Source organism: Parasphingorhabdus sp. (assembly GCF_036963805.1).
GTDB lineage: Bacteria > Pseudomonadota > Alphaproteobacteria > Sphingomonadales > Sphingomonadaceae > Parasphingorhabdus.
On the sequence record NZ_JBALUN010000004.1, the window covers coordinates 108002 to 122120 of the forward strand.

At 53.2% G+C, this 14119-nt stretch carries 10 protein-coding genes; 5 read left to right on the top strand and 5 right to left on the bottom strand.

Features of this window, described 5'->3' with window-relative positions:
* The first annotated feature begins 50 nt into the window (after nucleotides 1–50).
* A complete protein-coding gene (locus V7676_RS12380; RefSeq protein WP_335660002.1) occupies nucleotides 51–1634 on the top strand; it encodes a hypothetical protein in 1584 nt (527 codons plus the stop codon).
* Nucleotides 1634–2734, top strand: a complete 1101-nt coding sequence (gene dinB / locus V7676_RS12385) for a DNA polymerase IV (protein WP_335660003.1) — start codon at nucleotides 1634–1636, stop codon at nucleotides 2732–2734. Before V7676_RS12380 ends, dinB begins: the two co-directional genes overlap by 1 nt.
* 93 nt (nucleotides 2735–2827) lie before the next feature.
* Here dinB and V7676_RS12390 read toward each other — a convergent pair whose 3' ends face one another.
* The 4 genes from V7676_RS12390 to V7676_RS12405 all read right to left on the bottom strand — a co-directional run bounded on the left by V7676_RS12390 (nucleotide 2828) and on the right by V7676_RS12405 (nucleotide 9068).
* Complete coding sequence (locus V7676_RS12390) at nucleotides 2828–5101, bottom strand: TonB-dependent receptor (protein WP_335660004.1); 2274 nt, start codon at nucleotides 5099–5101, stop codon at nucleotides 2828–2830.
* Between the two features lie 218 nt (nucleotides 5102–5319).
* Nucleotides 5320–6693 (bottom strand): glutamate--cysteine ligase, encoded by a 1374-nt coding sequence (locus V7676_RS12395; RefSeq protein ID WP_335660005.1) that lies wholly within the window; start codon nucleotides 6691–6693, stop codon nucleotides 5320–5322.
* A gap of 74 nt (nucleotides 6694–6767) precedes the next feature.
* Nucleotides 6768–7349, bottom strand: a complete 582-nt coding sequence (locus tag V7676_RS12400) for a YqaA family protein (RefSeq protein WP_335660006.1) — start codon at nucleotides 7347–7349, stop codon at nucleotides 6768–6770.
* A gap of 162 nt (nucleotides 7350–7511) precedes the next feature.
* Entirely contained in the window at nucleotides 7512–9068 is a 1557-nt protein-coding gene (locus V7676_RS12405; RefSeq protein WP_335660007.1) for an alanine/glycine:cation symporter family protein, read from the bottom strand.
* Nucleotides 9069–9334: 266 nt separating this feature from the next.
* Here V7676_RS12405 and V7676_RS12410 point away from each other — a divergent pair, with 266 nt between their 5' ends.
* Both V7676_RS12410 and V7676_RS12415 read left to right on the top strand, forming a co-directional pair.
* Nucleotides 9335–11122 (top strand): cyclic nucleotide-binding and patatin-like phospholipase domain-containing protein, encoded by a 1788-nt coding sequence (locus tag V7676_RS12410; protein WP_335660008.1) that lies wholly within the window; start codon nucleotides 9335–9337, stop codon nucleotides 11120–11122.
* A gap of 482 nt (nucleotides 11123–11604) precedes the next feature.
* Nucleotides 11605–12516 carry an alpha/beta hydrolase gene (locus V7676_RS12415; protein ID WP_335660009.1) on the top strand — a complete coding sequence of 304 codons (912 nt, stop codon included), beginning with the start codon at nucleotides 11605–11607 and terminating at the stop codon, nucleotides 12514–12516.
* 58 nt (nucleotides 12517–12574) lie between these two features.
* Here V7676_RS12415 and V7676_RS12420 read toward each other — a convergent pair whose 3' ends face one another.
* Entirely contained in the window at nucleotides 12575–13075 is a 501-nt protein-coding gene (locus V7676_RS12420; protein ID WP_335660010.1) for a GNAT family N-acetyltransferase, read from the bottom strand.
* A 146-nt stretch (nucleotides 13076–13221) separates the two neighbouring features.
* On the opposite strand from V7676_RS12420, the gene V7676_RS12425 reads away from it, so the two are divergent.
* A complete protein-coding gene (locus V7676_RS12425; protein WP_335660011.1) occupies nucleotides 13222–14103 on the top strand; it encodes an alpha/beta hydrolase in 882 nt (293 codons plus the stop codon).
* The last annotated feature ends 16 nt before the right edge of the window (nucleotides 14104–14119 follow it).

The window sequence follows — 14119 nt, forward strand, 5'->3', positions numbered from 1 at the left end:
TGGCTATAGGCTAAAATGCTATTGAAACAGAAAAGGAGTTTTGCGGCATCGTGATTAAAATGAAGATATCATGGTTTTATCATGGCATGTTGACGCTGCTTTTTGCTGCAGCGCCCGCCTCCGCGCAACTGCGTACGCCGCCGGTACCGGGCTGCCAATATGCCTATGGCAATATCTATGGCAGTGTTGATGGCGAACGTGCGGGAGAGCCCATGCGGACCTATGACGGCAGCAAAATAACTTCGCCCGAGCAACTGGCTGGCTATTCGCAAGCGGCTGGCGATAGAACTATCTTAATAGAAGGCGGCAATTTTTCTGCCTGGAATTTTACTGGCGTTAAACTGTCTAATATCTGTTTTGTGGAGAGCGATCTTAGCCAGTCGAACTGGAGCGGAATGACGGCGCCGGGTCTGGGTTTCATCAAATCTAATGTTGAAGCCGCCAACATGTCAGACGCTAAGATGTCGGACATCCTGATCCGCAGCAGTGTGTTTGCCCGGGTAGATGCCATTGGCACAGACTGGACCAGCGGAAAACTCGATGGCGGGTGGGACGGCGATGTCGAGGGCCTGAATATCGATGGCGCCGATTTGACCGGATTTAAATTCGACTGCGGGATCACCGTGAGTGATGGCTGTCCTCTGACCCGCAACGGGATTAGTGCACGCGGCGCGAAGCTGGCTTTTGCCGATATTAGCAGCTTTGGTTTTTATGATGCCGACATGACCGGAGCGATATTAAACCAGACGGTGATCAGTCCGCGCCAGCTGATCGATTTTAAGGATGCCAGCAATATGGGCGCGGTATTCTTGTCCGGCGGCGATAAAAAAGTCATGGTACTGCCCGAAACATGGGCGGTGCTGATGGCGTCTGCGTTGGGGGCCAAGGCAGATGACGTCCCTTCTTTTGACTGCGCCAAAGCCGGGACGAAAATCGAGAAAGAGATTTGCGGACCTTATAATAGCAGCATACGACAATCCGACCGGCAAATGGGCGTGCTTTATAAAGCGGCTCGAAAACAGGGTACTGACGTATTGGCCAGTCAGAAAACCTGGCTGAAACAGCGCAATGCTTGTGCTGCGCAGGAATATCCCGCGGATTGCTTGTATCAGGCTTATGACCGGCGAGTGGGTAAGTTGATCGGAATGTTAGGGGAACCAGCTTGGCTTAAAAGCGGTGAGGAAGCTCTGTTTGTCGAAGAGGTTTTGCCGCTGACCGCGGATATTATCCAGTCGCAAAGCTATACCCAACTAGTCCCGATGCTAGTCGCCGCATCGCGGTCCAGTGTGCTGATCAAGCGCAGCGCGGACGGCAGTATCGAAGCGCGAGGCGATGCAGTTGGGGCTAATGCGCATCTGTGTAGTATCAGCGTGAAGGGTTTGCACTTTGACCGGGCAACCGGCTGGTACGGCCTATCAGAAGTCAAAAATGATGGCACCCGAAACTTCCCGGTCTTGCGCTATTATGATGGACGGATCGAAATCTATAAGGGCGGGAAGTTACTGGGCGATGACGATAGCCCGATGATGGACTATGTCAGCTGCGGTGCGCGGGCGAGTTTCCCAGACATGGTACGTATGGCCGTGTCGCCGGAAACATTGGAACTATATCGCCGAGATACCGAAGACTATTAATGCCCGAGCAGCTTGGCATCCGTAAAATTATTCATATCGATATGGATGCGTTTTTTGCGAGTGTTGAACAGCGCGATCACCCGGAGCTGCGCGGTAAACCAGTGGCGGTGGGTGGTTCGGCCGCGCGCGGCGTTGTCGCCGCGGCAAGTTATGAAGCACGAGAATTTGGAGTGCGCTCGGCCATGCCATCGGTCACGGCAAAACGGCGCTGCCCCGATCTGATTTTCGTAAAGCATCGCTTTGATGTTTACCGGGAAGTGTCGCAGCAAATCCGTGCGATATTTCATACCCATAGCGATCTGGTGGAGCCGCTGTCGCTTGACGAAGCTTATATTGACGTGACGCAAGACAAGATGGGTATCGGCAATGCGACGCGGATAGCCGAAATGATTCGCGAAGAGATCAAGAAACAGACGGGACTGACCGCCAGCGCCGGGGTGAGCTATAACAAGTTTATCTCCAAAATCGCGTCTGATCAGAATAAGCCTGATGGGATTTGTGTGATTAAACCGCATCAGGGCGCCGATTTTGTCGCGCAGCTCCCAGTGCGGCGTTTCTTTGGGGTTGGACCTAAGACCGGGGAGCGGATGGCGAAGCTGGATATCCATACCGGCGCTGATTTGCGGGCGCAGTCGCAGGAGTTTCTTCGCCAGCATTTCGGTAAATCGGCAGGTTATCTCTTCCGCGCCTCTCGCGGCGTGGATCACCGTGAAGTTAAACCCAATCGCATCCGCAAATCTGTTGGTGGCGAACGCACTTATGGGGCTGATTTGGTTAGTGATACCGATCTGGAGCAGGCGATGGAGACGATCATCGATATCGTCTGGAACAGTATCGAGAAATCCGGTTCGCGCGGCCGGACGGTTACGCTCAAGGCCAAATATGCCGACTTCCGGCAGATTACCCGATCCAAATCACTGGAACGCAATGTTGAAGGCAAGGCGGAATTTTCCGATATTGGCCGCGAATTGCTCGCCAGCATCATGCCGGTTGAAAATGGAGTGCGGCTATTGGGTTTAACGCTCGCGAATCTGGAGGGAGTGGAAGACATAGAGGCAGAAGAAATCGCCAATCCCGATCAAACGACGTTTCAATTTTAGCGGCTGTCCGAAAATGTCAATAATATGGATTGCAACTTAAGCGAACAGCTCGTCATCCCTTACAATTCTGGGATGACGAGCCAAAAAACTGATCTAGAATTTCGTACCAATTTCCAAACCGTAAATACGGGGTTGATTCACAAAGGCAGTCAAATTGTTAAAATCAATTCCGCCGACGGCTGATTTGTCTCCGGTTATGTTCCGCACAAACCCGGCAATATCAAAGCGGCCATTTCCGGTACGGTAACCGACACGCAACCCGCCTTCGAGCAGCTTATCGTCGCTGAATTCAACTGAATCATAAAGGAAGAAATTGATTTTTGAACGATAATACCAGTCGGTGAACGCATAAATTTCACCGCTGCCCAGTGGGATATTATAGCCCGCGGTCCAGTTAACTGTCCACCGTGGAGATTGTGGTAAAGTGTTGCCGTCGATCGAGAAGATGCCGGGACTGCCGGGAACTTCAGGGTCCAGAACGGTACAAGGCGCGCCGCAACCTGCGACGGCTAGATCATCATCCTTTATCTCATTATGATTATAGCCAACACCAACTGTAAAGGTCAGGTTCTCGACCGGGCGTGCTTCCAGCTCAGCTTCAAAACCATAGCCTTCCACATCATTGGCGTTCAGAAGCGTCGTGAAGTTCGAACCGCCACCAACAGCTGTGAGTTGCAAGTCTTCGGTATTATAATAATAGCCGGTCAGGTTGAACCGGGCACGGCCATTTAGGAATGTTGATTTGATGCCGGCTTCATAAGACATGGTCCGCTCATCAGTAGCGGTCGAGAGCGTGCGACCAAAGGCCAACCGTCCCTGAATCGCTGGCGCGCGGTAACCGCGTGCAGCGCGTGCAAAAACATTGATGTCAGGGCTGACTTCATACAGCGCGCTCAAATCCCAAGTCAGCAAGTTTGCATCGACGCTGGTGGATAGAAACGGAACGGGTCCGCCAAATCCCAAAAAGCCGGGCCGCGTGTCAACTGTCCGTCCAGCAACAAAATCGCGCTGATCATCATTATACCGCAAGCCGCCCTGAAGTTTCAGGCCGTTATCGAACGCATAGAATACAGATCCGAAAATACCGAACGCTTCGCTGACCTGCCGTTGGCGAGCAATTGCTGCCGGAATCACATCCTGCGGATTGCTGAAATCGAGTATCGTAATGTCTAAGCGCTCGTTAAAATAGAAGCCGCCAAACTGGTATCCAAGGCCATCCTCGTTATTCGAGGCAACGCGTATTTCCTGGGTATATTGGTTGAGACTTGGGACATCATCCTGTGTCTGGGAAGAGAAGGGTATGAATCCTGGTCCCTGATCCGGTGCAAATTGATTACCAAAGCCGCCATCAATATCGCCGCGGCTTTGCAAATCGCCTTCCCAATAGGATGTAACCGAGGTCAAGGTGACGGGACCAAAGTCATATTCAACCGTGAGTCCGAGATTATAGTTATTCAACTGCTGAAAATTGCGGCCATCAGAACGCGTTTTATCGCGTTCAAATTCTGTACCGACTCCGCCCAGGCCGACCAGATCGTTGCTGCCGACGGCAAAGCTGTTCGCGCGAAAAACGATAGCGGAACCGTCCATAGTACGCACTTGCCCGACCAGCCGCGCCGTTAGCGGTCCATCTTCATATTGCAACTGCAACCGTGCGGCGATGTCGTCATATCCGCCCAGATCATTGCCGGAGCCGTTGTCAATATTGTCGATCCAGTCATCACGGTGCTGGTAAAGCGCCGATAGACGAACGGAAAAACCATTGTCATCGGCAACGCCGGCTGCGCCCTCTACCTGATAGGTACCAAAGCGCGCCACGCTGACTTTCGCATAGCCGCCGGTTTCGCCGGGTTTGACGGTATCGAATTTTACGATACCCGCTGGCGTATTACGGCCGAATAATGTGCCTTGTGGGCCGCGCAATACCTCAATGCGGTCCAGATCAAATACCGGAAATCCTTTCAAGATCGGGTTTTCCAGCACAACCTCATCATAGATCAAGCTAACCGGCTGTGATGCGTTAAGATCAAAGTCGGTATTGCCCAATCCGCGAATGAAAAAGCGTGGGAAGGTCCGGCCAAAGGAGCTTTCGATATTGAGATTAGGCACGCGTCCGGCCAAACTGCGAATATCATTGCCGCCGGATTGAACCGCGTTGAGGGCGTCTTTGCTCAGCGTTGAAACAGAAAGCGGAACGTCTTGAACATTTTCCGCACGCCGCTGTGCCGTCACAACGATTGTCCCAAGACCCTGATCGTCTTCGGCTGTTGTTTCATCTTGGGCAAAAGCAGGCTGTGACAAGCCACCTGCGAGCAAGGCTCCAGCAAGGGCGAAACGAGAAATGGCAGATATAGATATGCGGCGCATGAGGATGATCTCCGGCAATTATGTTGAAATTGGATTCGGAGACTTCCTTATTCCCCATGCCGAAACCCCTGACCATCTGACAGGCAGCGGTCAAGTTTGTGCAGGTGCGAACGGTTGGAATTCTACGAAACCCAACCGAACTGTTGCAATTTCGTTACAAAAACATGACAGTCGGCAGGAATAGGAAGCCGTTAAATGCCGTTACATAAGACGGTTATTTAAAAACTCATTTCATCATATATGCGGGAAAGGTCGCCATTCCATTCGCCATGATAGCGATCAAGCAGCTGTGCCGCCGGTGATTTGCCCTTGGCTACAACATCGCGCAACGGATCAAGAAAGCCGCTTTCATTATCGCCGCTGGTGTTCAGACGGCCGCGCGCGGTTAGGCCAGAGGATGCGATATCGAGAATCTCGCCAGCCAGATCAAGCAGTTTGCCGCCATTTGGAAGCGGCGCGCTGAGGCCTTGTTTCGGCACCGCATTACGTAGCGCTTCGCGTTCTTCCATGCTCCAGCCCTTGACTCGGTCCCATGCCGCATCCAGCGCGGTTTGATCGTATAATAATCCGACCCAGAATGCGGGTAGTGCGCAAATCCGGTTCCACGGTCCGCCATCGGCGCCGCGCATTTCGAGAAAGCTTTTCAGACGCACTTCGGGAAATGCGGTGGACATATGGTCATTCCAGTCCGAGATCGTCGGCTTTTCGCCGGGCAATACGGATAGTTCACCTTTTAGGAAGTCCCGGAAACTGAGGCCTGCGGCGTTGATATATTTGCCGTCACGAAAGACGAAATACATCGGCACGTCCAGCATATATTCGGCATAGCGTTCATAGCCAAAATCATCATCAAAGACGAACGGGAGCATGCCGGTGCGATGTGGATCCGTATCGGACCAGATATGGCTGCGGAAACTTTCATAGCCATTCGGTTTATTTTCGGTGAACGGTGAATTGGCGAACAAAGCGGTCGCAAGCGGTTGCAGCGCCAACCCAACGCGGAATTTCTGCGCCATATCCGCTTCGCTCATATAGTCGAGATTGACCTGGATCGTACAGGTTCTGAGCATCATGTCGAGGCCGAGATTGCCCACTTTCGGCATATGTTCGAGCATGATCCCGTAGCGGCCTTTAGGCATTACGGGCAATTCAGCGCGGGTTTTGTCCGGCCACATACCCATGCCCAGAAAGCCTTTGCCGGTCTTTTCACCGATGGCTTTGACCTGCTGCAAATGGCGGCCGGTTTCGTTGCATGTTTCGTGGAGATTTTCTAACGGTGCACCAGATAATTCCAGCTGTCCGGCGGGTTCCAAACTCACCGTGCCATCATCACCGGCCATGGCAATGACTTTCCCGCCTTCTTCAACAGGTTTCCAGCCAAATTCCTGTAGCGCGAGCAACAAGTCTTTAATCCCGCCGGGTTCGTCATAGCTGGGCGCATGATGGTCGGTCGTGCAATAGACGAATTTCTCGTGCTCCGTGCCGATACGCCAACGCTCCTTAGGCTTTTCGCCGCCTTGCATTGGCTCGATCAGCTGGCTGACATGCTCGATCACAGGATCGTTGCTATTTGAAACTTGTCTGGTGCTCATCGTACAGCTTTAGAAAATGATGTGGCGCTATGCCACTGAAAAAAAGCTGTGCTGCCTGAAACTATTTCTTGGCATCAGATCAACCAGCGCACGGCCGCAAAGCCGCCGACAAATAAAATGCCTACAACGGCAGTGGTTAAAGCGAAATTTTTGTCGATCCATTCTTTCATTGGTGGTCCGAAAAAGCGCAGCAAAGCCGCGACGATAAAGAAGCGCGCGGAGCGGGAAATAATCGCTGCGATGACCATGATATAGAGCGGCATCGCAGTGCTGCCTGCGGCGATGGTGACAACCTTGAATGGTAGCGGCGTGAAACCTGCCAGAAGGACAACGAGCCAGCCTTGCTCATTAAAACTTTGCGCAAAGCTATCGAACTTGTCGGCTAGCCCATAAAAATCGAGAATGGCTATACCGATAGTCTCGAACAGGAAATAGCCAATGGCATAGCCCAGCAGCGCCCCTAGTACCGAGAAAACCGAACAGATAAGGGCGTAATAGAAGGATTTTTCCGGCTTCGCCAAGCACATGGGGGCGAGCAATACATCCGGTGGAATCGGGAAAAAACTTGATTCCGTAAAGCTGAATCCGGCTAGCCATCTGGTCGCGTGGCGATGGCCTGCTTTTTCAAGCATCCAGTCATAAAGGCGTTTGAGCATGTTTGTTTTACCTCAGCAGACGACCGATTGGCCACGCTTCCGCTTTGCATCGTTTTGGTGAACCGGAGCAAATGATATTTGCGCCCATGGACTGAAAAACGGACAGGCGGAGGCCTTTGCTTGGCCCTCGTTCTGACGTCTGATCATCAATGTTCGCTCCGTTTAATGCCCTGCTGAACCGGTGACGCCCTCTTGCAACTCCTTAGGTGTTTCCCGGCCATGATCGGTACCGGCGGTGCGGTTACCTTTCGCAAGCGCAAATACCACGGTGGATAGTGCGAGCAAGGCAATGATATTGGGCAGCGTCATAACAGCGTTGGAAATATCGCCCAGACGCCATACCAGTTCCAGCGGTGCAAACGAACCGAAGAAGATCACTATGCACCACAGGACGCGCCATATGACATGCAGGATTTTTTCGCCCCTCAGGCTGGAACCCGGCAACAGGTCGTAAAGATAGGTTATCGCCCGTTCGCCATAATAGCTCCATGTCAGCAAGGTCGTGAAAACGAACAGGATCAACGCAACTGATACGATAAGCGTACCGATCGGAATACCGAGAAGCTGGAACGGGAAGGCTGCCGCATAGGCACCGGATGTCATGGCAAAGCCACCTAGATCGGATTGCCACGCATGTTCCACGACCTGCTTTACGCCATTGGCATCGGTGAAGGTGAAATCACCGGCGACGGTCAGCATAACCAAAGCGGTCATCGTGCAGATCACAACCGTATCGATAAATGTGCCCATCATCGCAAACCGGCCCTGTGCGGCTGGATCATTGGTCTGTGCGACCGCGTGGGCAATTGGGGTTGAACCCTGTCCGGCTTCGTTGGAGAATAGACCGCGTGCGACACCGGCGCGAATGGCGATAATGATCGCCGCGCCCAGAAAACCGCCAGTGGCGGATTGCGCGTTAAATGCACCGGAGAATATCCGGCCAAAGGTTTCGGGTAGATAGGGCAGGTTGATCGCCAAAGCGGCAAGCGCCATGGCGAGATAGGCAGCTGCCATCCACGGAACGATGGTTTCTGCTACTTTGCCGATGGATTTTATGCCGCCGATAATGACCGCAAATACCGCGACCGCAGCGACCGCGCCGCCGACCCATTCTTCCACGCCAAAGAGTTCGCTGGCACTATCGCCCAGACTATTAGCCTGAATACCGTTTCCGGTGACAAGCGCTGAGAACAGGGTGCCAAGGCAGAATAGTATCGCTAACCATTTCCATTTCGGGCCCAGTCCGACGGTAATATAGGTCATCGGTCCGCCACGATACGTGCCATCTTGCGCCTGTTCGCGGAAACGTACGGCCAAAGATCCCTCGGCAAACGCCAGAGCCATGCCGAACAAAGCAGTCACCCACATCCAGAAAATCGCACCGGGCCCGCCCAATGTTATGGCAGTCGCAACACCGGCCAGATTACCGGTGCCCACTTGTCCCGATAGAGCGGTGGATAGAGCAGCGAAGGGAGATATTTCACCGGCCCCTTGGCTTTTGGATTTCTTGAACAAACCGGCCAGCGCTGGGAATAGTCGGAGTAACGGATAGCCGCGCAGACCGATCATGAAGTAAACGCCAGCGCCGAGGAGCGCCACAACCATCGGAGGGAGCGGCAGAATTTCGACCCCGTTCCACGTTCCGACCCAGATGAATTCCGATATGTTGGTCACTGGCTCAATGGCTGCTTCTAGACCTGAAACTGGCGCTGTGCTCACTCAAATTCTCCCTGTTCGCGCTTTTGGGCGCTGAAACATCACCCGCATTGGAGCATGTAATCTGATTACAATTGGAACAGGATTAGCAGCCATGCTGTTTTTGGCAAATGCTTTTGCCAATCTATCCCGAATGCCTATGATGATCGGGGCGATCTAGGTTGAAAACCGTTCGAGTGCGGGGGATATGAAAAGGCCGAAAAGCATTGATTATCAACCCATAACCACAGATAACAGGCGAAACGGGGTCGCACCTGTTTGGAGATGGGATGAGCAAACCACCGGTATCTGGCCCCAATCTGGCCCGTCACGCGCTGTTTGACGGCGTGTCGGCGACGGCGATTGATGCGCTGGAGGCCGCATCCACCCTGCAAGCTGTGTCGGGCGGAGAGATACTGGTCGCGCAGGGGCATGACGCCGATGCGCTCTATTTCGTGGAATCGGGCCGGTTTCGCGTTGTGGTCAACAAGAAGCATATCGTCGCCCATATCGAAGCCGGTGAAGCCGTGGGGGAACTCGCGTTCTTTGCAGGTGGCAAGCGCACCGCCGATGTCATTGCAACCCGCGATTCCATGGTCCTGAAAGTCTCCCGCTCTGCGTTTGACGAGATTGCCCGTAACCATCCCGAATTGACGCAGGCGATGCTGAAGCTGGTGTCCGAGCGTTTGGTGGTCGCCACCAGCCGCGCCGGTGCGATTTCGACCAGCATGCCGCGCGTCATTGCCCTTATCCCCGCTGGAACCAGCCGCTTGCCCGATGGCTTGCTTGCGCGTCTCGCCACTGCCTTTGAGGCGGTTGTGAAAGCCGGCACGCCCGTTATCGCTTTGGATCAAGGGACTTGCGACGCGGCCGATGCGAGCAGCTATCAGTCATGGCTGGCGGAGCAGGAAGCCAAGGGCGCCTATGTCCTGATCGATGGCAGCGGGTCGGACGAATGGGGAGAGCAGGTCTGCCGCAACGCCGATGCGCTGGTCATGGTTGGCCGTCCCGATCGCGGCGAACCGGCGCTGAACCCGATGGAGCAAAAGGCGATGGGATGGATCGCGGAACCGCAGCGGACATTGCTGCTGATCCGTGACAAGGCGTCCCAGACGATCAGCAAGTCGGGGGAGTGGATTGATCCCAGACAACCGAAGCTGCACCATCATGTTGCGCTGGACGATGATGCCGACTTTGCCAAGGTCGCGCGTTTCCTGACCGGCCGCGCTGTGGGGTTAGTGCTTGCGGGCGGCGGCGCGCTCGGTTGCGCGCATCTCGGTGTCGTGAAGGCATTGCGCGACGCCCATGTTCCGATCGACTTCATCGGCGGCGCTAGTGCGGGTGCGGCGATGGGCGGCGCGATTGCGCGGGGCATGTCGGTGGATGAGACATTGGACCAAATGGAGGCGATGTTCATCAAAGCCAAAGCGATGCGCCGGTTGACCCTGCCTCTCTACTCGCTGCTCGACCCGACCGTGTTCGATGCAGAGCTGCGCCAGCGCTATGGCACGCGCGACATAGCCGACCAACCCATTGCATTCTTTGGAGTTTCTACCAATTTATCGACCAACGGACTGCATATCCACCGGCGCGGCCCGCTGTGGGAATGCGTCCGCGCGTCGGGCTCACTGCCGACCATTTTGCCGCCCTTTATTGATGGCGAGGGCAATATCTTGGTCGATGGCGGCGTGCTCGATAATGTGCCGGTCAAAGTGATGCACGGCCTGAAAACCGGCCCCAATATTGTCGTGTCGCTCGGCGATCCCGACGAGGTTTGGCGCACCAATGTGCAATATGACGATATCAGAGGGCGCTGGACGCTGTTGAAAGACGTGCTGCTGCGCCGCAAACGGGCCGCCGAATTCCCCTCGATTGTAGAGATTATGTCTCGTTCCATGGTGGTGGCCAGCCGGATGGCGTCAAAGGAAATGCTGGGCGAACAGGATATATTGGTCAATCCGCCGACAATTCACGGTATGCAAATACTCGACTGGCACCTGGGCCGCGAACTGGCCGATATGGCGGCGGACTATATCGCCACGCAGGTGATTGAGAGCGCGGGGTTGCGGGGGCTTTGAGTTGAGATAGGGTCAGTTTATTCAAAGAACTCCGTTATCATTCAAAGAACCCCCGTCTATATTCAAAGAACCTTGTCATCCTGAACTAAGGACGGTAGTTCTGTATTATGTTGATTTTGCATGATAAATATCGACATAATTTACCTGTGCAGGAACTGTGTAGAATAAATTAGGGTTCTGTGTAGTTTCTTGCCGCTTGAACATGTAATTGCGTCTGCCAGCGAGAGTGGCTTTTGTCCATCATTTCGTTGCTTGTAGTGCCAACAGCGGACCGATTGCTTTAAGCCAATCACGATCAGTTAAGCATCTGCGAATGGCAACAAGTGAGGTGGTTTGCTGACGGTGCGGTTTTGAGGTAACATTGCGGCGAACTGGATACTCCAACCTTACAATACTAACCAACCGCTTTCGTCCTGATTAGATTTGAACTGGCAGTTCCGGCCTTTTCTGTTATCGTAAATGTTGCTTGCGAGGTTCAAATAATGTTGATTGATCGCCGAATATTTTTGTCGCTGGTTGCTGTGGCAACCGCAGCTCCGGCATTTGCTATTGGCGGAGCGCCGCGAGGTCAAATTGAAACGCTACCCAAATTTGCCGCCGATAATTTAACCGAACCACGTATTCGAGTTTGGCTTCCCCCCGGCTATTCAGAAACCGAGCGCTCCTGCCGTACCATCTACATGCTCGACGGACAGTATGCTTTCGCAGATGATAGCGACGGAGCCAATTTCGCAGCGGATCGCCGCATCGCACGGCTCATGGAAGTGGGTAGCATTGAGCCTACTCTGATCGTTGCCATCGACAATTTGGATGAGGACCGCTTCCTGCAATACATGCCGCAGACAATCTATGATCGAGCCAATGGCGATGTACGTGCCATTATCGAACGCGAGATCAACCGTGTCGGCAAAACATCGCTGGTTTCAGGGCAGTTCATCCAGTTCCTTACTAATCAATTGAAGCCGTTTGTCGACGCGCACTATCGAACGTCCGCAGATCGTCTCGATACCGCGATATTTGGTGCGAGCATGGCTGGCGTAATGGCGGGGGCAATCTTCGTAGAAGCTCAGCAGACTTTCGGTCGTGCAGCGTGTATGTCGCCGAACTGGCCGATATATGACGAGCGTATGATCGACTACCCGAAATTGCCATCACTCTGGTCGACATACTTCGCTCAGCTCGGTAACCCCGCAGGGCGGCGGCTATGGCTGGACCATGGTACAGAGATGATGGACGCAGGGATGGCCCCGCACCAGTCCGCTATCGCAGCGAGTTTGGCTGATTTGGAGTGGAGACGTGGCTGCAATTTGCAAACCCGAGTCTATGATGCCGGTCATGCTTTTGCCCAAACAGCAACGCAGATGGACGAAGTGCTTGCTTGGTTACTTGCTTAAGTTGCACCCAATCGCAATTAAGCGGTTGAGGTGTGGAACTTACAGACATCATTATTGATCAAATTCGTTTGATCACGCGGATCGTTTCGTATCGAAAGCCCGCCTTTTCGTAAAACCGCAATCCTCGGTCGTTGCTAGCAAAAACATCCAATGCAAGACGTGCATAACCCATTTTCTTAGCCCATTGCTCAGCCTCATTCACAAGAGAATGCGCCACACCCTGTCCTTCCGCTTCTGGCTTTACTGCCAAGAGCGCAATGTAGCCGCACTTCTTGCCAGCGATCTCGTCCATGCCTTCTCGGACATTCACATAACCAATTCTCTCGCCACATTCTTTGATAGCTATAAAAGTCGCATTTTTTCCTATATCGCTATTCCAAGACGTAGCAGTATAACCGTCTTGGAATAGCTCAACGTCCCCTTTGCTGTGAGCAGGAGATTCAATAACTTCCGTTAGCCGAGGATTTAGACCTTCGATAAACTCGCGGTCGGCGTCGGTCTCTTCAGCGCGGATTGAAAATATCATGTGCGTCCTACTTGAAATATTATCTGCAAACATCGAATCTACCTTGCCAGATTCTTTCTGTATATTCAGCAGGTAAATTATGTAAGCATTCGGACAAGCGAGGCTGGACTCTGAACAGCCACCTTAGGTGGTCTATGCAAGGGCTAGTCTTGTGAGATGTGTTCAAGTAAACTGACGGTATGACTTACTGCCTGCCTCTGAAAATTTGTCAGCTTGCGTCGCTCTGGCTGCTCGCAATTGCCGCACCGGCAATCTCCCAAGCCCCAGACAGGAACGTTGGTTCGATAGAGCATCTTCCCGCCCTCAAGGGTGACTATTTTTCGTTATTTTCGAAAGAAGTCGGGCGAAACTACCATATTTATGTTCGGCTCCCTGAAGGTTACGATGATAATCCTGATCAACGCTATCCGGTTGTTTATTTGCTTGACGGTGACTCAACTTTCCCGATGCTCGCACCGCTCCATCTGTTCATGCATTACGACGATCAAATTCCCGAAGCGATCCTTGTTGGCATCGCCTATGGTGGTTTCGAACCCGGAGTAAATATGAGGCACATAGACTTTCGAACTGTCATGGATGACGGTACGCCGGGAGGCGCACCCCAGTTTCTGTCAATGCTGGAAAACGAGTTGCTTCCGCGCATTGATGACAAGTTCAGAGCCGATTCCACAAGGCGCATCATCGTTGGTCAAAGCCGTGGAGGCAGTGCGGTCTTACAAGCAGCATGGTTGAAGCCGGGCCTCTTTTGGGGCCATGTCGCCAGTAACCCAGGCCGTGAGCCAGATACTAAACTACTGTTCGGCATGGATCGCGCACCACCTGAGAAGAAGCGAAGCGGCCACCTTATTGTGGCATCAGGTTCGCGTGATCGTGATTACCTTCGGGGAACCGCGCTTGAATGGCGAGACACTGTTGCCGCCCGAGATGATTTTCCGTGGGACACAAGTTTCATCGATATTCCGGGCGGGACACATGCCGCCGACCTTGGAAATGTCTATCGTGCTGCGATGAAGACTATGTTCGCGCAAACGACCGAATCAAAAACAGAACCACAAAACTGAACGTAATTAGAGTGAC